This window comes from Thalassospira sp. MCCC 1A02491 (assembly GCF_001613785.1).
Taxonomy (GTDB): Bacteria; Pseudomonadota; Alphaproteobacteria; order Rhodospirillales; family Thalassospiraceae; genus Thalassospira; species Thalassospira povalilytica.
Map to the genome: position 1 here is coordinate 189,608 of NZ_LPVX01000012.1, position 22,828 is coordinate 212,435.

The window sequence follows — 22,828 nt, forward strand, 5'->3', positions numbered from 1 at the left end:
GTAGGTATGACCATGTCCGATAATCTTTTTCAAACCTTTCTCGACCGTTTCCCGGCAGACAAATCGCGTACGTTCCTGATCGAACGCGATGGCACCGAACGCAGTTTCGCCTGGCTGCTGGACCGCACCGGTCGTTATGCCGCCGTGCTGGCATCCCACGGCGTGGTCAAGGGTGACCGCGTTGCCGCACAGGTCGACAAATCATCAGACGTGATCGCGCTTTATCTTGCTTGTCTGCAACTTGGTGCCATTCACCTGCCGCTCAATACCGCCTATACCGGTGACGAGATCGCCTATTTCCTTGGCGATGCCGCACCGCGCGTCTTTGTCTGCCGCCCGGCACATATTGATGCGGCCCAGACCCTTGGTGCGCAAAACAATGTCGGCGCGGTTCTGTCGCTTGGTGCCAACGGTGACGGCAGCCTGAATGACGAGGCAGCAACAGCCACCCCGATCACCGATATTGTCCGTGCCGACAAGGATGATGTTGCAGCAATCCTTTATACCTCGGGCACGACCGGCCGGTCCAAGGGCGCGATGCTGACGCACAACAATCTGGGATCGAATGCCAAAACCCTGCACGCGGCATGGGGCTTCAAGCCCGGTGATACGCTGCTGCATGCTTTGCCGCTGTTCCATACCCATGGTCTGTTCGTTGCCATCAACATCATGCTGATGAATGGTGGCAAGGTGATCCTGCTTCCGAAATTCGATGCCGATGATGTGATCGAACGTTTGCCGCAATCAACCGTTCTGATGGGGGTTCCGACCTTCTATACCCGTCTTCTGTCACATCCGCAGTTTGACAAGGATGTTACCGCTAACATGCGGTTGTTTGTGTCGGGTTCCGCACCGCTTCTGGCCGAAACCCATGACGCGTTCTTTGAACGTACCGGGCACAAAATCCTTGAACGTTACGGCATGACCGAAACCTGCATGAACACGTCGAACCCGCTGGATGGCGAACGTCGTCCGGGGGCGGTTGGCCCGACCCTGCCGGGGATCGAAGCCCGTGTGTGCGACAAGGATGGCAATGTCCTTGGCGCCGGTGAAATCGGCGTTCTTGAAGTACGTGGTCCGAATGTGTTCAAGGGCTACTGGCAGATGCCGGAAAAAACCGCATCCGAATTCCGCACCGATGGCTTCTTTATCACCGGTGACCTCGCCACCATTGGCGAAGATGGCTATGTCACCATTGTTGGTCGCGACAAGGACCTGATCATTTCGGGCGGCTTCAACGTCTATCCGAAGGAAGTCGAAGAAGTCATCGCCGAATATGACGAAGTCGAGGAAGTCGCAATCTTCGGCCTGCCCCATCCCGACTTTGGCGAAGCCGTTGCCGGTGTCATCGTGGCGGCAAATGGCAGTCAGGCCGACACCGACGAAATCATCAAACGCACCCAGGACAAGCTTGCAAAATTCAAGGTTCCCAAGCGCATCTGGGTGATCAAGGAACTGCCGCGCAACACCATGGGCAAAATCCAGAAAGCCCAGCTGCGCAAGCAATATGCCGATACCTTTACCTCCCCAGCTGCATGATGCGATGTAGTCTGTATCTCCCGCTGTCCTGACGGGCAGCACCCAAAGGGTCTTTGACCCAACCTTCCTTCCGGTCAGAGCCGATCTGGCCGGAATTTTTTTGCCTGAATGCAATTAGCCCCACCCCGCCTGGGCCCGCTCGGGCCCCTATCCATGGTTGATCGTTTCCTTTTGTTATCAGCTTGTTAGGAATTGGACCGCAAAGATGCTAAATTAGACAAACAAACAACAACCAAAATGCTGGCACGTTTTCATGTGCCAATCAGGAAGTCGCTGGGATCAATGGCAGAACTTGATGAGGCCATAGACACAATAGCAGACAGCATCGCCCAGACCGGCGCGCTGACATTTGAAGCATCGCGCCGCTATGACGAGATGTTCCAGACATTTCGTCGCGTGCTTGAAGATGCCCTTGATGCGCAGCCAACCATGACGGATGCCGCGCGCGTTGCAATGTCGATGGTTGACACCGCATCACGTGCCATCCAGTCAAACTTCCCCAATCCCCAACATCGCGATTGCTGCGATCAATGCAGCGCCTGCTGCAACCTGTTTGTCAGCGTCCCGCCCGGCGTCACCAGCCTGATTGCCGACCATATCCGCAAAACATTCACCCCCGAACAACAGGCTGATCTTTTGCAACGGCTGGCAATCGCTGCCGCAACCATTGAACAATCAACCACAACGGCCGAAGTACGGGTGCGTTGCCCGCTTCTGGGGGATGACAATCGCTGCACGATTTATGAAATCCGCCCGCTTTCATGTCGGGCCTTTACATCCTCGGATGCGCGCAAATGCCACAGGATGGTGTTCGGAACACCTGAAGAACGCACCACCACCATTGATCAGGACCCGGGCCATTACCGTTTGCATATCGAAGCAACCGACGCCCTGCAACAGGCAGCGGCCCGGCGCAACCTGAACCCGCGCCAGAAGGGCTTTGTCCATGCCCTGCTTGATCAGCTGTCCCCGGCCGCAACGTAAATAGCACGCTGATCAATCGATCAATCGATCAATCGATCAGTCCGGCGGGCATGGCATTGCAATTGACGAAAAATATGCCCATTTTCCGCGTTCCGGTCCATCCGGCCACCTGAATTCATCCAACAGATACGGGGCAAATATGAACAACGCGTCTGATCAACCGGTTGCTTTTGTAACCGGTGCCGCACAGGGTTTGGGTCTTGGCATTTCAAAACACCTTCTTGATGCGGGTTGGCGGGTCACCTTGTTTGATCAGGACGCCGACGCCGGGCAGGAAGCATTCGATGGCCTTTCCCCCGCCCATCAGGATCGCGCGCTATTTATTGCCGGTGACGTCGCCAATGAAGCCGACGTCAAACTTGCCATTCAGCAAACCGTTGACCGGTTTGGCCGGATTGATGGTCTGGTCAATAATGCCGGCATTGCCGATCCCCATTCGGGCAGTATCGAAGACCTTGAATGGGTTCGCTGGCAGCGGGTGATCAATGTCAATCTTGGCGGTGCTTTCCTTGCGGCCAAACACGCGGTTCAGCATCTGCGCCCGGTCAAAGGTGCGATTGTCAATATCGCCTCGACCCGCGCGTTTCAATCAGAAGCCAACACAGAATCCTATGCCGCGTCAAAGGGGGGCATTGTTGCACTTACCCATGCGCTTGCGGTCAGTCTTGGCGGTGATGTGCGGGTCAATGCAATTGCCCCGGGCTGGATCGAAGTCGGTGACTGGCAGAAATCGGACAAGCGCACCACACCATCCCATAGTGACATCGACAAATCGCAACATCCGGTCGGGCGTGTCGGCACACCAGAAGACATCGCACAGGCGGTAAGCTTCCTTCTGGACCGCACCAAATCCGGCTTCATGACCGGGGAAACCATTCGCATTGACGGCGGGATGACCCACAAGATGATTTATGCCGACTGACACCGACTGACCGACAACTGACAATGCAAAACGCCGCCCCGGGGGGCGGCGTTTTGTTTTAATACTGCGGGCTGGTATTTCGGCCAAATCCGATCAGGCGCGCGCCTTGCTTTCGCTAAGGCCAAGGGCACCAAGGGCCGTCTTGACGATGCTTTGCGCATCAAGACCGGCTTTCTGATACTGGATTTCCGGCTTGTCATGGTCAATCAGTGCATCGGGCAATGCCATGGTGCGGATCTTGAGCCCGTTATCGAGCAATCCCTGCCCGGCCATATGCTGAAGAACCATGGCGCCAAAGCCATTGATCGACCCTTCTTCGATGGTGATCAGCACTTCGTGATTGCGCGCAAGGTCGGCAATCAACTGATGATCAAGCGGCTTGGCAAAGCGGGCATCGGCAACCGTTGCCGGAAGGCCGCGTGCGGCAAGGTCTTCTGCGGCCAAAAGCGCCTCGGCCAAACGGGTGCCATAAGACAGAATGGCGATCTTGCTTCCTTCGCGCAGGATACGGCCCTTGCCGATTTCAAGAACCTGTCCTTCGGTCGGCATTTCAACACCAACGCCCTCGCCCCGCGGATAGCGGAATGCGCTGGGCCGGTCATCAATCGCCCAGGCCGTCGTGGTCATATGGACCAGCTCCGCCTCATCGGCAGCCGCCATCAGGACAAAGTTCGGAAGGCAGCCAAGATAGGCAATATCATAGGCCCCGGCATGGGTTGCCCCGTCCGCGCCCACCAGACCAGCACGGTCCATGGCGAAACGCACCGGAAGGTTCTGGATCGCCACATCATGAACAACCTGGTCATAACCACGCTGAAGGAAGGTCGAATAAAGCGTGCAAAACGGTTTGTAGCCTTCGCACGCCATACCGGCGGCAAAGGTCACCGCATGCTGTTCGGCAATACCGACGTCAAACGCACGGTCCGGGAAACGATCGGCAAAGATGTTTACCCCCGTGCCCGATGGCATGGCAGCCGTAATCGCCGTGACCTTTTCGTCCTTCTCGGCAATCTTGACCAGCGTTTCGCCATACACCTTGGTATAACTCGGCGCATTCGGGGTCGGCTTGGCCTGTTTGCCGGTCACAACGTCAAACTTCGCAACGCCGTGATATTTGTCAGCGGCATTTTCCGCCGGGCCATAACCCTTGCCCTTTTGGGTCACTGCATGGATCAGGATCGGTCCATCGACATCGGCATCGCGGACATTTTTGAGAACCGGCAACAGATGATCCATGTTGTGGCCATCAATCGGCCCGACATAGAAAAAGCCCATTTCTTCAAACAGGGTGCCGCCCGTGACCATGCCACGGGTATATTCTTCAAGCTTGCGGGCCGCTTCTTCGATCTGGCGCGGCAGATGTTTGGTCAGCCCTTTGGCCGCATTGCGCAGGCCCTGATACCCTTTGCCCGAAATCAGACGTGACAGATACCCCGACATAGAGCCCACCGGCGGGGCGATCGACATGTCATTATCATTCAGAATCACAATCAAACGCTGATCGGTGGCCGCGGCATTGTTCATGGCTTCATAGGCCATGCCCGCACTCATCGAACCGTCGCCAATGACCGCAATCACGTTCTTGCGCTTGTCATTGGAAAGCTGGTTGGCAACCGCCATCCCAAGCCCGGCCGAGATCGAGGTCGAACTGTGCCCGGCCCCGAACGGGTCATATTCGGATTCAGACCGTTTGGTGAACCCCGAAAGCCCGCCGCCCTGACGGAGCGTGCGGATACGATCCCGACGCCCGGTCAGGATTTTATGAGGATAGCACTGATGCCCGACATCCCAGATCACCCGGTCATAAGGCGTATCAAACAGGTAATGGATCGCAACGGTCAGTTCGACCACACCAAGACCGGCACCAAGATGCCCGCCTGTGACAGATACCGCATCAATCACCTCGGCGCGCAATTCATCTGCGACCTGCTTCATCTGGGCAGGCTGCAATTTGCGCAGCTCGTCTGGGGTGTTAATCGTATCCAATAGCGGTGTCTTGGAGGTCGTGCTCATACCGATCTCGATTTTCAATTTTTTATATGGCGTAGATTACAACAGAGTGACGTTTCCGGGTCGATGTTGCAAGCTGCGTAAAATAGCGGGGTTCAACCGATTTAGCGACCCTGAATTTCACCGCTTTGCACCTTCTCGAAGAAACGGTGAACAACCTGTTCGACAGTGCGGTGAATGGTGTCGCGATCCTGACCGAAATCACGGCACAAATAGCTAAAGTTTTCAGCAATATAGGGCGTACATTTCGGCAGAAATGAATAATGTCCCGCCCCTTTGACCTTGATGAATTTCGCCCGGCCGCGCAACAGATTACGAAAGTGGGCGGCATTAACATGGTCATGCAGAATTTCGTCTGTATCGGCCTCGACAAACAACATCGGCACCTTCACATCGGCAAGCCCGTCATCGGTTGCCGCCACCCCAAAGGCCGGGGTTACCGCAACAATGGCCGATATCCGGGGATCGTATTCCGAAACCACCGGCCCGCCATAAGTTTGATGCAGACGATCAATATGATCATCTGTCGGGGCATGCTGGCAAATGACCTTGTCGGTTTCGCCATTCACGGTGCAGTAACTTTGCCAGGCCCGGGCATCAAAATCCCACCCTGCCAGTTTAAGCACCGTGGCACCGCCCGCCGAATGGCCAAGCGCATAGATCCTGTCATGATCAATCTGCTCGGCGATGTCATCGTGATCAAGCAACAGATCAAGCGCCAGCCGCATTTCACGCGGACGACGTTCAATGATCGTGATCTGGCGGGCATCGGATGCATCAAGGTAGTTGTCACCTTCATGCTGCGGGGCTGCAACAATATAGCCCCGCCGTGCCAGATATTCCGCCAGCCAGAACTGATTGAAACGATGGCCTTCCGAACCGTGCGAAAACATCACGATCGGAAACGGGCCATCCGTGGCAAAGGCCGCATTGCGCGCGGCACTTGATGCCACGCCCATATGACGCACCGAACTTTCCGGCGCGGATGCGGGATACCAGATCGCCAGCGGAAACGGATCCTTGTCAAACAGCCGGTCACGAAAACCGGCTGTGTATTTGGGCTGTTCAGTCATTGTGGGGCGCTTTGACGATATCGGGCTTAACGGCCGCGTTCGACAACGAAACGCGCCACCGCGCGCAGCGGTTCGGCCTCGCCGTCAAAGCAGCTCAGATGGTTGATTGCCTGATCACACAGCATGGCGGCCTGATCACGGGCCTGATCAAGGCCCAGCAATTTGACAAAGGTCGACTTGTCCTGATCAAGGTCCTTGCCCGCTGTCTTGCCAAGCTCCTCGGAACTTGCTTCGACATCAAGCAGATCATCCTTGATCTGGAACGCCAGTCCCATGTCATGGGCATAGGACCGCAGCGCCATGCGAATGCTTTTGGGCGCCTTGCCAAGGATCGCCCCAGCTTCGCAGGCAAAGGCAAACATGCGTCCGGTTTTAAGCAAATGAAGATGCGTGACCTGTGCCTGATCAAAGGACTGGCCTTCGCCCGCCAGATCAATCATCTGCCCGCCAACCATGCCATGCGGACCAGCCGCACGGGCCAGCGCCCGGACAAGATCGGTGCAAACGCGCGGATCGGGATGGGTATCTTCGTCGGCCAGAACTTCAAACGCCTGGGTCAAAAGCGCATCGCCGGCAAGGATCGCGGTTGCCTCGTCAAACTGCTTGTGGCAGCTCGGCTTGCCGCGACGTAGATCATCGTCATCCATCGCGGGCAAATCATCATGGATCAGCGAATAGCTGTGGACCATCTCGACCGCCGCCGCAACCCGAAGGGCGGACTGGCGCGATACCTTGAACAATGACGCAGAACTCAACACCAGAAACGGCCGCAGACGTTTGCCTTCGCCCAAGGTGGAATAACGCATCGCCTGAAACAGGCGTTGCTCGATCTGGCCATTGGCACGCGGCAAAATATTATCCAGCGTCTCGCCAAGATCAGCAGACGCAGCACTCAGTCCGGCAAGCAGGTCGTAACTCACCATGGCCTCCGATTACTCGATTTCAGTCGGGGTTGCCGACGGGCGGCCATCCGCATTCAGGGTAATTTTTTCGATGCGTTCTTCGGCGGCACGCAATTTGTCCGCACAATGCCGTTTCAGGGCCGCACCACGCTCATAGGATGCGATTGCGTCATCAAGCCCGACCTGTCCCTGTTCGAGCTGACGAACAAGAGTCTCAAGCTGGCCCAGCGCCTCTTCGAAGCTGAGTTTTGCGATATCCTCGGGAATGGCGGAAGATGAAGTAGCCTCGGACATGTAAGCTCCATTTCTTTGATTGGCGCGGAGTTTACGCGCAAGTCCGGATCAGGGCAACCAGACAGAATGGAATTTCGTCACGCCGAAATATTCCTGTGCAACACAGATCGCCCTATCCGGTCATCAGGGTCCGGACATGTTGCAAAACACTATCGGCAAGGGACGGCAAATCATATCCGCCCTCCAGCAACGAGACCAGCCGTCCCTGACATTGCGCATCGGCAAGCGCCATCAATTGCCGCGTCATCCAGACAAAATCGTCCGTCTCGAAACACAGCCCGGCAAGCGGATCATTCTTGTGGGCATCGAACCCCGCCGAGATGATCAGAAGTTCCGGCTTGAAGGCGGAAATTCCGGGCAAGACGGTCTGGTTAAAAGCAGCCTGCATTTCCGCAGTACCCGCCCCGGCGGTCAATCCGACATTCAGGATATTATTGGCACAGCCCCGTTCGGTCTCTGCCCCGGTTCCGGGATAAAGCGGCCACTGATGGGTCGAACAGTAAAACAGGTCCGGATCATTATAAAAAAGATCCTGGGTGCCGTTGCCGTGATGCACATCGAAATCCATCACCGCGATGCGTTTAAGCCCATAGCGTTTCCGCGCGTGATGGGCGGCAACCGCCGCATTATTGAACAAACAGAATCCCATTGCCCGGTCATATTCCGCATGATGCCCGGGGGGACGGGTTGCGACAAAGGCGTTGCTTTCATGCCCGTCAACCACCGCATCAACCGCAACGCATGCGCCGCCTGCAGCGCGCAAGGCTGCCTTGCCCGACTTCGCCGAAACATAGGTATCCCCGTCAAGCGACCTGATCCCGGTTTCGGGAATCGTTGCCATTACCTTGTCGACATAGGCCGGATCGTGCACCGCCTTGATCAGATCGATATCGGCAAGCGGGGCTTCCTCGCGGTGCAAGAACATGAATTCCTCGGCCTCGAATACGCGCTGGATCACGCGCAGCCGATCCGCGGACTCTGGATGTCCGGGGCCGGTATCATGTTCAATGCAATCGTGATGGGTAACGAACAAAGTCGCCATCTGTCTGGGTCGCCTTCCTGATTGGATCAGTTGTCTGATCGGTCTTGCGGGTTCATGGCCGACATGTCCCGCTTTTATGCATGATTTTGATATTATAATCGCGATACGTGACGTCCCGCTTTGTTCTAAATCAGCATATCGGGCATGGGCGCTGCAAGTCCTTTGGTCCCGGATTCCGGACTCTTTGGTTATATAACAGTGCCAAACCTGTAAAAGCGTTCACAGTTTTGCCCTTTTTTTAGTGTTATATTCTTGAAATCGGATCCATTGTTGTGCACAGAATAACAATCGAGGTTCGATGACAAATTGCCCGTAAATCGGCGCAATTTTGCCTTTAAACCCTGCGACAAGTCAGGGTAATTTGAACATGAGCTTATCGGATAAATTTCTGATATTTGGGCGAAAATCCGGAGTGACACGAAGTTTTCCAACCGATTCACATCCCGCAGAGGCACTGTTGAGAACAAACACCATCTTGACAGAAACTGCATATACTTGAGAATAAGAACGAACCAAACATTAGTGTTTGGCTGGTTCAAGAGCAACAGCCTCAAAGGTTGTAAAAGGAATGGAAAATCCGGTCACATGATCCCGTCAAAATTGTCGGAATCAAATGACAAAAAAATACGGATTTTCATTGGGACAATGGCCGCTTGCGGTCAGGCTTATAAGGAAGCCAAATGGAACTAAACCATCTAGAACAAAAGGCCCAGCAGGCGAGCACCCTGTTGAAGGCCATGAGCAATCAGAGCAGACTGCTAATCCTTTGCCAACTTAACGAAGGCGAAAAGTCCGTTGGCGAACTCGAACGTATCGTCGGGCTCAGCCAGTCCGCCCTGTCGCAGCATCTTGCACGCCTGCGTCGTGACAAACTTGTAAAAACGCGTCGCGAAGCACAGACCATCTTCTATTCGTTGCATGGTGATGAAGCACTGCGTGTTATCAAAACACTCTATGGGCTTTACTGCGATACCAGTAGCAATGCCGCTGCTGCGTGAAGATGACCAGGGTACTCCCCCACAAAAAAAGCCTGCCAATGTGGCAGGCTTTTTTTGTGGGTTGATGCACGCATCACCCGACACATTCACAGACCTCATCCGCAATCGGGTTGCGGCAACTTCGATACCTTGTCCAAAGTGCCGAACACTTCGAACTCGCCATAATCAAACCGCATGGCATGGGCCACACCATTTTCCCCGAAATCAACCGCCATCTCGGTCGAAGGTCCGTTTTCCGCCTCGCCCAGCGGATAGAATGCCAGGCTCATGCGGTGAAACGGCGTATCGGCGATCCCGTCGGGATCATCGGCCTTGTGTTCCGGTTTCTTTTCACCGGAAATCACCACCGCAATCCGGTTGGTCGGGGTTTCACCGCTGCCATCAAAGACCAGATCATTGCCAAATTTCTCGCCGGCAGCCGCCCGCTTTAACAGTTCCACCGAATGCTGGGTCGGGAACATGGTATCAGCCGGAAGTTCTTCGGTAACTTCGACCGGGATTTCATAGGTGACCGTCACACCGTCGCTTTCACGCACGGCCTTGCCAACGATTTCGTCGACCTTGGTGCCATCCAGATAATCCCGCATTCTGAACCGGTATTGTGTCCCGGCGAAGTTTTCCCACTGGGTCATCGAATAGGCGGAATTGATTGACGCCCCCTCGGCCCCTTGCAGGATCATGATCTGCTGCATTTCTGTGACCCAGCCATCGCACATTTTTTCAAAGCGATAGCCCAGAACACCGGACGCATCGACCACCGAACTGCCCTGCTCGGACCGGGTCATCTTGAAATGATATTCTGCAACATGGGGCACCATCGTGCTTTCCATGGCGGAAATATTCCCCGCCTGTGCGGCACATCCGGCAAGGCCCGAACACAAGATCAGCGTTCCTGCAAAGGAACGCCGATTGACTTCAAACTTCGAAAACAAAACCGACAAAATCACTCTCCGGTGGCGCCAATCCCGACAATCCAGGGATCTTTAACACCCTTTTTGGCAGCAAGAAGGCGTAAATCATTTGCATGTTCTGCCGAAAGCGGCCCGACAGCGACCCGCATATAGGTGCGGCCACTGACAAGTGCATTCAAAAGTCGCGGCTGATATTCGTGATAAATCTCAAGCGCCTTCTGCGCACGCAGCTTGTCGGTAAAACTTGCCAGAATGACATAATCACCGGGCAGCGGCGCTGCAAGTACATCACCGGCCAATCCCTGGCCGTCTTTGGTCACATCAATCGGCGCGGAAACCGTTGTGCCATCATCGGTCATAACGGTGGTATCGATCAGGGCCGCCGTCACGGTTCCGCTCAGGGCCGGCTCGGCCGGTTTTGCATCGGGGACATATCCGGCAATTGCCGCATCGGCTTCGGCCTGGGGATCAAGCACATTCCCCTCGCGGCCATATGAATTCACATCACCAAGATCGAGGTGCTCGCTCGCAGATGCGACTTCAACCGGCTGTGCATCGCCAAGCCCGTCATTGGTTGCCACTTCATCGACCGGTGCGACAGGTGCATCAAGTGCGACTTCTGTCACGCTTGCGCGCGGCGGAAGATCGGTTTTGATCATCGGGGTGGCCGTCATGTCGGCCGGGCGCGACCAGTTTTCAGCCGGTGCATTGACCGCATAGATTTCCGGGCGGGCGGCGCGAATTTCACGTTTGATTTCGGGCTCGCCCATCACTGCAAGGGCGGCGGCCTCTTCCTCAAGGATGGTGTCCTCATCCTTGCAAACATCCTGATCAAACAGCGGACGGTGCAAGGCGCAATCCTGCGCGGCGACGATTGAAACGGCGTGATCGGTGGTGCTTTTGCCGGTTGTGACATAACTGATCAGGTCACCTGCCAGTTTGGCGACGGTAAGTTCGATCGGCCCGCCACATGCGCCCAGCGCCAAAGGTGCCGCCACAACAAGTATCTTTTTCACAGCCCGTCCCCCGCAGGATCAAATTTGTTCTCTTGCGGGCACTTTGACGCATTGGCGGTTAATATTAGGTAACCAAAACCTGCCCGCATCATCCGGTTGGGCACAAGTTCAACGAAAAACGGCCCGGAAAACCGGGCCGCTCTTTACGTTTGAAATCCGGGGCGGATGACCGGTCTTTCAATCAGTCTTTTTTCGCTTTCGGCGGCATCTGGACACGCAGATGCAATTCCTTGAGCTGCTTGTCTTCGACATGCGACGGCGCATTCATCATAAGGTCCTGCGCCTGCTGGTTCAGCGGGAAGGCAATGACTTCACGAATGTTCGGCTCGTCTGCCAGCAGCATAACGATACGGTCAACACCCGGTGCGGAACCACCGTGCGGCGGGGCGCCGAATTTGAATGCGTTAAGCATGCCACCGAACTGTTCTTCGACAACATCCTTGCCGTAACCGGCGATTTCGAACGCACGATACATGATGTCCGGGCGATGGTTACGAATGGCACCCGACGACAGTTCGATACCGTTACAGACGATGTCATACTGCCACGCCTTGATATCGAGCGGGTTCATGGTCTCAAGTGCTTCAAGACCACCCTGCGGCATCGAGAACGGGTTGTGGCTGAATTCGATCTTGCCGTCGTCGTCTTCCTCATACATCGGGAAATCAACGATCCAGCAGAATTTGAACATGCCTTCTTCACGCAGCTCAAGTTCGTCACAGACCTTGTCACGGACCTTGCCGGCGAATTTCGCGGCTGCCAGTGCCTTGTCACAAACAAAGAAGACCGCGTCGCCATTGGCAACACCGGTGATTTCCTTGATCTGGGCGATACGATCGGCATCAAGGTTCTTGGCAATCGGGCCTTTTGCTTCGCCGTCTTCGCCATAAACGATGTAGCCAAGACCAGCCGCACCTTCATCACGCGCCCAGGAATTGAGCTTGTCAAAGAAGCTGCGCGGACGTGCTGCGGCACCGGTTGCCGGAATGGCACGAACGACCGAACCTTTTTCAATGTTCGACGCAAAGATGCCAAAGCTCGAACCACGGAACGGCTCGGTCACATCGGAAATGATCAGCGGGTTGCGCAGGTCCGGCTTGTCCGAACCGTATTTCGCCATCGATTCATCAAACGGAATACGCGGGAACGGGAACGGGGTCACATCGCGACCACCGCCGAACTCGACAAAGATTTCGTACAGAACCGGCTCAATCGCGGCAAACACGTCTTCCTGGGTGGCAAAGGCCATCTCGAAGTCGAGCTGATAAAACTCGCCCGGCGAACGGTCGGCACGGGCGTCTTCATCACGGAAGCAAGGTGCGATCTGGAAGTAACGGTCAAAGCCCGAAACCATCAGAAGCTGTTTGAACTGCTGCGGGGCCTGCGGCAGGGCATAGAACTTGCCCGGATGCATGCGCGACGGCACCAGGAAGTCACGCGCGCCTTCCGGCGAACTTGCCGTCAGGATCGGGGTCTGGATTTCCAGGAAGCCCTGTGCGGTCATTTTCTGGCGCATCGCCGAAATGACTTTGGAACGCAGAACGATGTTGGAATGCACGCTTTCACGACGCAGGTCGAGATAACGGTGACGCAGGCGGATTTCCTCGCCATATTCGACATCGCCAAAGACCGGCATCGGCAACACTTCGGCCGAAGACTGAACTTCGACATTCGATGCGTAAACTTCGATCTCGCCGGTCGGCAGATTCGGGTTGATGGTTTCTGCGGTACGTTTGACAACCTTGCCATCCACCGTGATCACGCTTTCGGCGCGCGCTTTATCAAGCGTTTCAAACAGCGGGCTGGAAATGTCGATCACGACCTGGGTGATGCCGTAATGGTCGCGCAGGTCAACAAACAGAAGGTTGCCGTGGTCACGCTTACGGTGAATCCAGCCAGACAGACGAACTTCCGCATCTGCGTCAGTCGCGCGCAGCGCATTACAATTGTGTGAGCGATAAGGATGCATTGTCATTCCAGGTTGCTTTATATTTTGGGCCGCAAATTTGGCCGCAAAGGTGCATGCCAGACCCGCGCTGTCAAACAAAAAACGCACCACAACGTGCCCGGCCCGAACAATTCGGGACGTTTTGCTGTGATGTGTCGGTTGCCGTTCAGACGCGGCGTCAAAATTTCAGCGGTATAAAACGCTCTCGGGGGCTGCGCGTCAAGTGCTGTCACCAGAGACAGTCAAATCACTCCGATCCGATTTTGACAGCCTGCAATTCCTTGACCTTGGTAAAGCCGATCAGCCTGCCGGTGCCAAATGCAATATCGGTCCAGTTTTCAACATCAAATTCAAAATGCGCCAACGCACATGTCGGGAATTTTCGCGCCATCGCGTCGCGCGCGACCTCGTCCCCGCCGCCAAACAGCGCCTGGGCGAATTGTTCCATCCCCGGATTATGGCCGATGAACATCACGGAATTTGCGTCCTCATGGGTGTGATGCAAACTTTCAAGCAGCACCCTTTCCCCCGCCATATAAAGATCTTCGCTATAGATAACGTCGGCATTGCTGGCAAAATCACGCCCAAGAAGGCCAAGCGTCTGAACCGCGCGGGCGGCTGTCGAACACCACACCAGATCAGGGATCAGGGCCTGCTCGCGCAAATAACGCCCCATAAAGGGGGCTGCCTTCTCGCCACGGCGGTTCAATTCCCGATCATGGTCGGCCCGACCGGGATCGGCCCAGCTTGATTTGGCATGTCTGAGCAACAGCAACGTTTTCATGTCTTTGGTCTTTACGGCCATGAAGGATGATCAAACGGTGTTCTTCCATGCCATATCAACGCCCGTGATGCCATCAGAAAAACTGACACATAAATTTAAGAAAATTGCACGGGCGCAAACAGTTATCCTATACTCCATTTGCAACCGGGACCTGTCGCATAAATTCAAAGACATTCCCTCAATCCGCAGGAGGCATAGCGTGACTCACGCCGCTGCAGTTCAATCAAGCGCGATCACCATTGATTCGGAAAGCCGCTTTATCAATCGCGAACTTTCGTGGCTGGCTTTCAACAATCGTGTTCTTGAAGAAGCCCAGAACAGCGGGCACCCGCTGCTTGAACGTTTGCGCTTTCTGTCGATCTCGGCCAGCAACCTTGATGAATTCTACATGGTGCGCGTCGCCGGCCTTGTCGGGCAACTTCGTGCCGGCATGACCAAAGTCAGCCAGGATGGCATGAGCCCGTCTGAACAGCTGCGCGCCATTACCTTTGATGCCAACCAGTTGATGCAGGATCAGCAGCGCATCTGGCGTCAGCTCAGCCGTGAAATGGAACAACAGGGCATCTCGGTCATTGATCAGTCCGATCTGACCCAGACCGATCGCAAATGGCTTGATGGCTATTTCATGCGGGAAATCTTCCCGACCCTGACCCCGCTTGCGATTGACCCGTCACACCCGTTCCCATTCATTCCCAACCTTGGCTTTGCCATTGTGATGCAGCTGTTTGACCCGGCGGATGGTCACAATATGCGCGGTCTGATCCCGGTCCCGCAAAAGATCGGCCGGTTCCTGCGCCTGCCCGGCCGGACCGAACGCTATCTTCCGGTCGAACAGGCGATCTTGCTGTATCTCGGCAAGCTGTTCCCGGGCTTCGATATGATCGAACATGGTTTCTTCCGCGTCATCCGTGACTCGGATGTCGAGATCGAAGAAGAAGCAGAAGACCTCGTGCGCGTTTTCAAAACCGCGCTTAAACGCCGCCGTCGTGGCAGCATCATCCGCCTTAAGGTCAATGCCGGCATGCCCGAAGACCTTCTGGACTTTGTGATCGACGAACTTGATGTCGCACTCGAAGAAGTCGTCAAGGTTGATGGTCTTTTGGGTGTTGTCGATGTCAAGCAGCTGATCGATTCCGATCTGCATCATGATTTGCTGTTTGCGCCCTATGCCGCGCGATATCCGGAACGGGTACGCGACTTTGGTGGCGATTGCTTTGCCGCGATCAGCAAAAAGGACCTTGTGGTTCACCACCCGTTCGAAGATTTCGACGTGGTGGTGCAGTTCCTGCTTCAGGCGGCACGCGATCCCGATGTCGTCACCATCAAACAGACGCTTTACCGTACATCGGAAAACAGCCCGATCGTCAAAGCCCTGATCGCCGCGGCCGAGGCCGGAAAATCCGTTACCGCCATGGTCGAACTCAAAGCCCGCTTTGACGAAGAAGCCAACCTGCGCTGGGCGGCCGACCTTGAACGTGCGGGTTGTCAGGTGGTCTATGGCTTCCTTGACTGGAAAACCCACGCCAAGGTGTCGCTGGTTGTGCGCCGTGAAACCCACGGCCTTAAAACCTATGTCCATTTCGGGACCGGCAACTATCATCCGATCACGGCCAAATTCTATACCGATATTTCCTTCTTCTCGTGCGATCCGGCACTGGGGCGTGATGCGGCAAGCATCTTTAATTTCATGACCGGCTATGCCACGCCGCGTTCTTTGGAAAAAATCGCGATTGCCCCGCATACCCTGCGCCCGACCCTTCTGACCCACATCGATCAGGAAATCGAAAACTGCAAGGCCGGCAAGCCGTCCGGCATCTGGGCCAAGATGAACAGTCTTGTCGATCCGGTGGTAATCGATGCACTTTATCGAGCAAGCCAGGCGGGCGTTCATGTCGAACTGGTGGTGCGCGGGATTTGCTGTTTGCGCCCGGGTGTGCCGGGGCTTTCGGAAAACATTCGCGTCAAATCGATTGTCGGCCGGTTCCTTGAACATTCGCGCATTGTGGTCTTTGCCAACGGGGCCAAACTTCCGTCGCGCAAGGCCAAGGCATTCATATCCTCTGCCGACTGGATGCCACGCAATTTGAACCGCCGTGTTGAAACCCTTGTTCCGGTTGAAAACCCGACCTGTCAGCGCCAGATTGTTGAACAGATCATGATTGCCAATCTCAAGGACACTGCACAGGCCTGGTATCTTCAGCCAGATGGCTCTTACGAACGTTGTGAAGCTGATCAAAAGGCATTTTCATCTCATCAGTATTTCATGACCAACCCGTCCCTGTCAGGTCGCGGCAGCGCCCTGAATGAAGAGGACCCGAATGTCCCCGTTCTGCAACTTGATGACTGATGCCGTCAAAATGCAGACACACGACCAACAGGTGCCACCAACAGTATGCTAACTGACCAACGGGCTTCCAACCGCATCGCGATCATTGATGTTGGCTCCAACTCTGTGCGCCTTGTGATTTTCGACGGCATGACGCGTGCCCCGATCCCGATTTTCAACGAGAAAGTCATGTGCGGACTGGGGCGTGATCCGGAAGATACCGGCAAGCTCAATCCCGAAGGGGTCGAGCTTGCCGTGGTCGCCATGCACCGGTTTGCAACGCTTCTGCGGGCGATGAAAGTTACCCATGTCGATGTGCTTGCGACCGCGGCGGTCCGTGCGGCCAGTGACGGTCAGCTGTTTTGCGATCGCATCGCCAACGAAACCGGATTGACCGTCAAGGTGATTGACGGCCTTGAAGAAGCAAGGCTTTCGGCACTTGGCATTATTTCCGGCGATCCGGTTGCGACCGGCATCATGGGCGATATTGGTGGCGGGTCGCTCGAACTGGTTCTTCTTGATCAGGGCGAAATCAAAAAACGTGTCAGCCTGCCATTGGGGGCAATGCGCCTTCATGCGGTATTCGGGTCCGATCGCGCCCGCCTGACCAGTGAAATCACCCGCCATCTCGACAGTGTCGACTGGCTGGCAGAGGCCGCCGGGCAGCAACTTTTTGCGGTTGGCGGGTCATGGCGCTCGATCGCAAAACTGTTCATTGCGCAGGAAAACTATCCGATTTCGGTTGTCCATAACCTGGCAATGCCGCGTTCGGAAATGGATGAACTGACCCATATCATTTCCCAGCAAAGTCGCATCTCGCTTGAAAAGGTTGGCGGTGTTTCAAAACGCCGTATCGACAGCCTGCCCCATGCCGCCCTTGTCATGAATATGTTGATGGCCCGCATGCGCCCAAGCGAAGTGGTCTTTTCCGGACACGGATTGCGCGAAGGCTGGATGTATGAAGTCCTGCCCGAAGACTTGCGTCAGCGCGATCCGGTACTTGATGCCTGTCTGAGCTTCGCCGAAGACGGCGAACGCTTCCACCAGCATGGCGAAGAACTTGCCCACTGGTGCGCCCCGATCTTTACCGCACTTCCGGTCAATATCGAACGGCTGCGTCTGGCGGCCTGCATTATCGGCGATATCGGATGGAACGAGCACCCCGACTACCGGGCCATCCAAAGCTATAACCGGATTTTGCGCCACCCCTATCTTGATCTCAATCACCATGACCGGGTGTTTCTCGCCTATACCATCGGGTCGCGCTATACCGGCAACTTCAAGGGTGATGAGTCAAGCGAACGCATCCTTGACGAGGATGACCGCCTGACCGGTCGACTGTTTGGTCATGCCATCCGTCTTGGCCACACGCTTTCAGGCGGGGTTGAGGGGATATTGCCCAAAACCCGTCTCGTCCTCGAAGCCGATAAATTGATCCTCGAATTCGACAAGCAGGTCGCCGCACTTTACGGCGAAGTGGTCGAACAAAGGCTTTCCAAACTGGCCAAGCTCATGAACCGCGAAAGTGAAGTCCGTCTGGTGTAAATCAGGAACGGTTTGCTTTCGCACCGAAAGCCGCTATGTTGGGGATGCTTCCAAGCACCCCGTCCGCGGAAAGGGCTGCGCCCGGTTTAACACATATGAAACACACGGTTTCCTTGCCTGTCTGGCGGACACAGGCGTTATGATCAGGGGAATCGTATGTCTGCATCACGCACAACGAAATCCGACAAAGCCAAATCTTCGCGCCCAAACCGTATCTTCTTTGACGGGCGCCTGAACCTTGAACAGCAACGAAAACGCGCCAAGGATCTTTTGCGCGCCCTGCGTGCCGGGAACCAAACCGCGCAACAACGCTTTGTCGATGCAAATCATCCGATCGGGGCTGCGGGATTTGCCGATATCCGGCTTGCTGACGCCCAGTTGGTGATTGCACGGGAAAACGGCTTTGCCAGTTGGCCCAAACTGAAAAACCATATCGACCGCATCACCGAACAGAACCGTCAGATTTCCAGCGGAAATCCACCCGTGCTTGATACCAAACGCACCCTGCATCTGCGTTGCGGATCAGACATCCGGAACGGACTTGGCATTGCCGGCTTTGTCGGTGATTTTCTGGAATTTGCCGATCCGTTCTGTCAGGGGCCGGTGCCGGATCTGCCGCTTGATGAATTCATTTCTGTTCGCGCCAATTTCATCGCAAGCGGTTATCACATCACCCCAAAGGATGCATTGGCCAGAAGCAAACGCGAATATGCTGCGCTGAACCGCCTGGATCAATATGATCATGTGGTTTTATGGTTCGAACATGACGGCTACGACCAGCTTATTCTGGCCTTCCTGATGGACTTCATCGCCACCGCACGACCCGCGACAAGGATCGAATTGATATCGGTCGGTGCAATCCCCGGTGTGGAGCGTTTTATCGGTCTTGGGCAATTGTCCCCGGAACTGCTGATCTGGTGCTGGGAAAATCATCGGGTAGCGGTGACTGACGCCATGCTTGAAACCGGTCGCACGGCATGGAAGGCCATTCGCTCCGCAACGCCCGACGCACTGGAAAAATTCATCCAAACCGGAACCAGCGCCCTGCCCCATCTGATCCCGGCCCTTGAACGCCATATCGCCGAATTGCCGGACCCGCAATCTGGGCTTGGCCTGACCCAGAAACTTGTCCTTCAGATCGCACGCGATCACGGCCCGCTTCCGGTTGGCAAAATCTATGCCCATCTCATGCGAAGCTACGATCCGCTCCCCTATCTGGCTGACCTGATGTTCTGGTCAGAAATCCAGACCATGATGCACTGCAAATCGCCGCTATTTACCCTGTCTGACAATCCGGACCAGCACTGGCCAACCCGCATCCTGACCATAACCGCTACTGGCTCAGACACATTGGCAGGCAACCAAAACTTCCTCGACAATTTCACCACCACCCGCTGGGTCGGCGGGATCGAAGTGAGGCCCTATAGACTATTCGGACCATGATTATAGTGCCTTCGTTACTTACTTGGTCTCAGTACTAGTAAATCGCATCAAAATCCCATAAATTCTCTGACGTTTCTCACAAAATCCAAGTTAGAATCTTTAATGCAACCAAGAACGACAATCGTCACAGTCACCTATAACAGCGGCTTGGTTTTTCGGAATTTTCTCAGCACAATTCCCAAAGAACTCCCACTGATTATTATCGATAATGCCTCGACGGATAACACTCTCGAGTTAGCAAGTGAACTCCGTCCTGATGCACAAATCATCTACAACGAAATCGGCCTTGGTTACGGCAATGCGGCGAGCCGTGGCCTTAAAAAAGTTGCGACAGAATTTGCTCTGATTGCAAACCCGGACTCACTTGTAAGCAAGGAAGCAATATCTGCTCTTGAACAGGCAGCAGACACCTACCCGGATGCTGGCATGTTTGGGCCGATCCACCTTGACGACAACCAAAAGATTGAGCTTAGCTATAACGTAGATATCTGGCACCGCAACAACACGAAAAGACCAAAATTCACACAGATCGCCGAAGGTCCGATTTGTGTCGAGTTTCTTTCCGGTGCCGTCAATCTAATTCGCAAAACGGCGGCACGAAAAATCGGCTATTTCGATCCAAACATCTATTTGTATTTCGAAGACGACGACCTTTGTCTGCGTCTGCGTGCAGCTGGCTATAATGTGGTTCTGGTACCAACTTCGGTGGTTACCCATCTTAACGGCGGCTCGGTGCGTCCAAACCGTGCTTATTATTGGCGTAAATTTTGGCACTTTGCTTGGTCACGTGTCTATTTCGAACGCAAATACAAAGGTCAATTAGCTGCACTTTGTATCGGGTCAAAACTTGGAGCCAAATTCGGCCTACGAGCTATTGCATATATTTTGATCGGAAACCGAAAGAAAAGCTGGCGGGACCTCGCCCGGTTCTGCGGAACGGTAAGTTCGATATTTGGTTGCCGTGCAACAAAAATTACTCACGAACAATTTGATTAGAACCTGCTGCAAGGTCATTCAAGTTAACAGCTTTGCAATCCTGAAAATCTCGCTGCGCAGCCATTTATGGGCTGCGTTTGCGGCGTTCCGGACGTGCCAGTATTGGGCGAAACCATATTCGGGAAATTCCAGCGGAAAGTCACAGGTCGCAAAGCCTCCCATCACGTTTTCCGCCAATCGCGACGGCAAGGTCGCGATGACCTTGGTGCCGCGGATCAGGTTTGGAATGCTGGCAAAGGTTGAAACTTGCAACGCTGTACGGCGGGTGCGGCCAACTGCACGCAGCAAATCGTCAATCGCCGACACATCATTCGCCCCGATGATCACACGCGCATGATCGGCCGCACAGTACCGATCAAGGGTATCGGGTGCTGCGTCATGAAATGCCGGATCGTAAAAGCAGCGCATCTGTTCACGAAACAGCGCCTGCATTGCGATATCGGCATGCTTGCCCGCCGACTGGATGCTGATGGCATGGTCAATCTTGCCACTGCGCAGCAAGCCGACAAAATGATCCTCGCCGCTGATCGACAAGACCTTGAGGCGAATATCTGCCTTGCAGGACTGCAATCGTTGCATCAATGCCGGCAAGACGACGCTGACTTCATAGTCATTACACCCAATCGTAAAATGCGCGCCGTGAGACGGGTCATCCGGGTCAAACGTCACAACCCTGGTCAGATCCCGCATCCCTTGTAGCAAAGCCCGGATCTGCGGCGCGATTTCATCGGCATGCGCGGTTGGCGCAACCGAACGCCCCGACCGTACAAAAAGCGGATCGCCGATAATCTGGCGCAACCGGTCAAGCCCGTGACTGACGGTGGGCTGGCCAACACCAAGGCGATGTGCCGCAGCCGTCACCGATCCTTCGTCATAGATGGTCAGGAACAAACGCAACAACCGATAATCAAGATCAAATTCATCGACATTCATGCATACTTATTATCATACCCATCGAATTGACCCTATAGGTTTTAAAGATCACATTCTCCGTCATGAACAGGCGATGCCTGCCCCAAACTGGAGAATTGAAATGAAAACACTGATTACCGGCGCAACCGGCCAGCTCGGCACCCTCGTTGTGAAACACCTGCTTGATCGCCTTCCGGCCAGCGAAATTGCGGTAAGTGTCCGCACCCCGGCCAAGGCCGAAAATCTTGCATCACTTGGCGTTGATGTTCGGCATGGTGATTTTGATGACCTTGCCCTGATGACCACTGCCTTCAAGGACATCGAAACCGCCCTGATCATTTCAGCAGAAGCCGACAATGCAACCCGCATTGCCCAGCACCGCACAGCGGTTGATGCCGCCAAGGCCGCGGGCGTCAGACATCTGGTTTACACCAGTATCATTGACCCGCGCGCTGATGCCGATTTCACCTATTCCGCCATTCACCTTGATACCGAAAATTACATCAAGGAAAGCGGCCTGAATTACACCTTCCTGCGCAACAGTTTCTATGCCGACCTTCTGCTTGCCGGTGTTCCCCATGCACTTGAAACCGGGGCTTATGGCGCACCGGCGGGCGATGCCAAAATCACCTATATCCCGCGCAATGATTTGGCCGAGGTCGCCGCAGTGGTTCTTGCCAATCCCAAAAACCACATCAATGCGACCTATGATCTGACCGGTGCGAAAGCCGTGACCCATACCGAAATTGCCAGCTACATTGCCAAGGCGACTGGCAAGGACATTACCTTTGCCGACCTGCCGGGTGACGTCCACGTCGGGATCCTTAACAGCATCGGCCTTCCGGGCCATCTGGTCGAAGCCCTTGCAGGTCTTTATGTCGGCGCGAAAAAGGGCGATTACGAAACCGTCAGTGATGATTTCGAAACGCTGGTTGACCGCAAGCCGCAATCTGTCGAAGGTTTCATTCGCAAGGCGCTTGCGGCCTGAAGCCCCCGCCCTGCCCCGAACAAAAAACAGCCGCCCCGCATTCCGGGCGGCTGTTCTTATTTCCAACATGCACAACAGATCAGCGCCAAAAAAAAACGGACCCCAAACGGGGCCCGGCAAGTTTCAGGGAGGCATCGGAACAAGGGGCAATTCCGGTGATCTCGTCTTCCTGCTTTACGGTGCAAAACTCAGCAA

At 55.0% G+C, this 22,828-nt stretch carries 19 protein-coding genes; 9 read left to right on the forward strand and 10 right to left on the reverse strand.

What is annotated here, in order from left to right; all coding sequences use genetic code 11:
- The first annotated feature begins 12 nt into the window (after positions 1-12).
- The 3 genes from AUQ42_RS06055 (at position 13) to AUQ42_RS06065 (ending at position 3,445) form a co-directional block, all read left to right on the forward strand.
- Entirely contained in the window at positions 13-1,539 is a 1,527-nt protein-coding gene (locus tag AUQ42_RS06055; RefSeq protein ID WP_068518294.1) for a malonyl-CoA synthase, read from the forward strand.
- 282 nt (positions 1,540-1,821) lie between these two features.
- The gene (locus tag AUQ42_RS06060) at positions 1,822-2,523 is read left to right on the forward strand and encodes a YkgJ family cysteine cluster protein (RefSeq protein ID WP_068518295.1); all 702 of its coding nucleotides are present in this window, start codon (positions 1,822-1,824) and stop codon (positions 2,521-2,523) included.
- Positions 2,524-2,662: 139 nt separating this feature from the next.
- Positions 2,663-3,445 (forward strand): SDR family oxidoreductase, encoded by a 783-nt coding sequence (locus AUQ42_RS06065; protein WP_068518192.1) that lies wholly within the window; start codon positions 2,663-2,665, stop codon positions 3,443-3,445.
- Positions 3,446-3,538: 93 nt separating this feature from the next.
- On the opposite strand, the gene dxs is transcribed toward AUQ42_RS06065, so the two are convergent.
- From dxs to AUQ42_RS06090, 5 genes are all read right to left on the reverse strand, one after another.
- Positions 3,539-5,458, reverse strand: coding sequence for a 1-deoxy-D-xylulose-5-phosphate synthase (gene dxs, locus AUQ42_RS06070; protein ID WP_068518193.1), 1,920 nt, complete (start codon positions 5,456-5,458; stop codon positions 3,539-3,541).
- Between the two features lie 101 nt (positions 5,459-5,559).
- Positions 5,560-6,528, reverse strand: coding sequence for an alpha/beta fold hydrolase (locus tag AUQ42_RS06075; RefSeq protein WP_068518194.1), 969 nt, complete (start codon positions 6,526-6,528; stop codon positions 5,560-5,562).
- 26 nt (positions 6,529-6,554) lie between these two features.
- Positions 6,555-7,451: a polyprenyl synthetase family protein gene (locus AUQ42_RS06080; protein WP_068518195.1), complete on the reverse strand. Its 897-nt coding sequence runs from the start codon at positions 7,449-7,451 to the stop codon at positions 6,555-6,557.
- 9 nt (positions 7,452-7,460) lie between these two features.
- Positions 7,461-7,724 carry an exodeoxyribonuclease VII small subunit gene (locus AUQ42_RS06085; RefSeq protein ID WP_068518196.1) on the reverse strand — a complete coding sequence of 88 codons (264 nt, stop codon included), beginning with the start codon at positions 7,722-7,724 and terminating at the stop codon, positions 7,461-7,463.
- Between the two features lie 112 nt (positions 7,725-7,836).
- On the reverse strand, positions 7,837-8,766 hold the full coding sequence (locus AUQ42_RS06090) for a histone deacetylase family protein (protein ID WP_068518197.1): 930 nt from the start codon (positions 8,764-8,766) through the stop codon (positions 7,837-7,839).
- Between the two features lie 680 nt (positions 8,767-9,446).
- Between AUQ42_RS06090 and AUQ42_RS06095 the strand changes: the two genes are divergently transcribed.
- Positions 9,447-9,764 (forward strand): helix-turn-helix transcriptional regulator, encoded by a 318-nt coding sequence (locus tag AUQ42_RS06095; protein ID WP_068518198.1) that lies wholly within the window; start codon positions 9,447-9,449, stop codon positions 9,762-9,764.
- A gap of 95 nt (positions 9,765-9,859) precedes the next feature.
- Here AUQ42_RS06095 and AUQ42_RS06100 read toward each other — a convergent pair whose 3' ends face one another.
- The 4 genes from AUQ42_RS06100 to AUQ42_RS06115 form a co-directional block, all read right to left on the reverse strand.
- Positions 9,860-10,711 carry an EipB family protein gene (locus AUQ42_RS06100; protein WP_231856695.1) on the reverse strand — a complete coding sequence of 284 codons (852 nt, stop codon included), beginning with the start codon at positions 10,709-10,711 and terminating at the stop codon, positions 9,860-9,862.
- A complete protein-coding gene (locus AUQ42_RS06105) occupies positions 10,708-11,691 on the reverse strand; it encodes an SPOR domain-containing protein (RefSeq protein ID WP_068518199.1) in 984 nt (327 codons plus the stop codon). The genes AUQ42_RS06100 and AUQ42_RS06105 overlap by 4 nt, the downstream gene beginning before the upstream one ends.
- A 181-nt stretch (positions 11,692-11,872) precedes the next feature.
- Positions 11,873-13,660: an aspartate--tRNA ligase gene (gene aspS, locus AUQ42_RS06110; RefSeq protein ID WP_068518297.1), complete on the reverse strand. Its 1,788-nt coding sequence runs from the start codon at positions 13,658-13,660 to the stop codon at positions 11,873-11,875.
- 226 nt (positions 13,661-13,886) lie between these two features.
- Positions 13,887-14,444 (reverse strand): histidine phosphatase family protein, encoded by a 558-nt coding sequence (locus tag AUQ42_RS06115; RefSeq protein ID WP_231856696.1) that lies wholly within the window; start codon positions 14,442-14,444, stop codon positions 13,887-13,889.
- A 178-nt stretch (positions 14,445-14,622) separates the two neighbouring features.
- Here AUQ42_RS06115 and AUQ42_RS06120 point away from each other — a divergent pair, with 178 nt between their 5' ends.
- From AUQ42_RS06120 to AUQ42_RS06135, 4 genes are all read left to right on the forward strand, one after another.
- On the forward strand, positions 14,623-16,770 hold the full coding sequence (locus tag AUQ42_RS06120; protein ID WP_068518200.1) for an RNA degradosome polyphosphate kinase: 2,148 nt from the start codon (positions 14,623-14,625) through the stop codon (positions 16,768-16,770).
- Between the two features lie 45 nt (positions 16,771-16,815).
- Positions 16,816-18,294: a Ppx/GppA family phosphatase gene (locus AUQ42_RS06125; RefSeq protein WP_068518201.1), complete on the forward strand. Its 1,479-nt coding sequence runs from the start codon at positions 16,816-16,818 to the stop codon at positions 18,292-18,294.
- A gap of 156 nt (positions 18,295-18,450) precedes the next feature.
- Entirely contained in the window at positions 18,451-19,737 is a 1,287-nt protein-coding gene (locus AUQ42_RS06130) for a DUF1835 domain-containing protein (RefSeq protein WP_068518202.1), read from the forward strand.
- Positions 19,738-19,839: 102 nt separating this feature from the next.
- Complete coding sequence (locus tag AUQ42_RS06135; protein WP_068518203.1) at positions 19,840-20,733, forward strand: glycosyltransferase family 2 protein; 894 nt, start codon at positions 19,840-19,842, stop codon at positions 20,731-20,733.
- Between the two features lie 18 nt (positions 20,734-20,751).
- On the opposite strand, the gene AUQ42_RS06140 is transcribed toward AUQ42_RS06135, so the two are convergent.
- Positions 20,752-21,666, reverse strand: coding sequence for a LysR family transcriptional regulator (locus AUQ42_RS06140; protein ID WP_068518204.1), 915 nt, complete (start codon positions 21,664-21,666; stop codon positions 20,752-20,754).
- Positions 21,667-21,766: 100 nt separating this feature from the next.
- Between AUQ42_RS06140 and AUQ42_RS06145 the strand changes: the two genes are divergently transcribed.
- Positions 21,767-22,633: an SDR family oxidoreductase gene (locus AUQ42_RS06145; protein WP_068518205.1), complete on the forward strand. Its 867-nt coding sequence runs from the start codon at positions 21,767-21,769 to the stop codon at positions 22,631-22,633.
- Positions 22,634-22,828: the final 195 nt, after the last annotated feature.

Excerpts from the sequence above, each read along its gene's own strand:
- AUQ42_RS06055 (WP_068518294.1), top strand. The coding sequence starts at position 13 with ATGTCCGATAATCTTTTTCAAACCTTTCTCGACCGTTTCCCGGCAGAC.
- AUQ42_RS06060 (WP_068518295.1), top strand. The coding sequence starts at position 1,822 with ATGGCAGAACTTGATGAGGCCATAGACACAATAGCAGACAGCATCGCC.
- AUQ42_RS06065 (WP_068518192.1), top strand. The coding sequence starts at position 2,663 with ATGAACAACGCGTCTGATCAACCGGTTGCTTTTGTAACCGGTGCCGCA.
- dxs (WP_068518193.1), bottom strand. The coding sequence starts at position 5,458 with ATGAGCACGACCTCCAAGACACCGCTATTGGATACGATTAACACCCCA.
- AUQ42_RS06075 (WP_068518194.1), bottom strand. The coding sequence starts at position 6,528 with ATGACTGAACAGCCCAAATACACAGCCGGTTTTCGTGACCGGCTGTTT.
- AUQ42_RS06080 (WP_068518195.1), bottom strand. The coding sequence starts at position 7,451 with ATGGTGAGTTACGACCTGCTTGCCGGACTGAGTGCTGCGTCTGCTGAT.
- AUQ42_RS06085 (WP_068518196.1), bottom strand. The coding sequence starts at position 7,724 with ATGTCCGAGGCTACTTCATCTTCCGCCATTCCCGAGGATATCGCAAAA.
- AUQ42_RS06090 (WP_068518197.1), bottom strand. The coding sequence starts at position 8,766 with ATGGCGACTTTGTTCGTTACCCATCACGATTGCATTGAACATGATACC.
- AUQ42_RS06095 (WP_068518198.1), top strand. The coding sequence starts at position 9,447 with ATGGAACTAAACCATCTAGAACAAAAGGCCCAGCAGGCGAGCACCCTG.
- aspS (WP_068518297.1), bottom strand. The coding sequence starts at position 13,660 with ATGCATCCTTATCGCTCACACAATTGTAATGCGCTGCGCGCGACTGAC.
- AUQ42_RS06115 (WP_231856696.1), bottom strand. The coding sequence starts at position 14,444 with ATGGCCGTAAAGACCAAAGACATGAAAACGTTGCTGTTGCTCAGACAT.
- AUQ42_RS06125 (WP_068518201.1), top strand. The coding sequence starts at position 16,816 with ATGCTAACTGACCAACGGGCTTCCAACCGCATCGCGATCATTGATGTT.
- AUQ42_RS06130 (WP_068518202.1), top strand. The coding sequence starts at position 18,451 with ATGTCTGCATCACGCACAACGAAATCCGACAAAGCCAAATCTTCGCGC.
- AUQ42_RS06135 (WP_068518203.1), top strand. The coding sequence starts at position 19,840 with ATGCAACCAAGAACGACAATCGTCACAGTCACCTATAACAGCGGCTTG.
- AUQ42_RS06140 (WP_068518204.1), bottom strand. The coding sequence starts at position 21,666 with ATGAATGTCGATGAATTTGATCTTGATTATCGGTTGTTGCGTTTGTTC.
- AUQ42_RS06145 (WP_068518205.1), top strand. The coding sequence starts at position 21,767 with ATGAAAACACTGATTACCGGCGCAACCGGCCAGCTCGGCACCCTCGTT.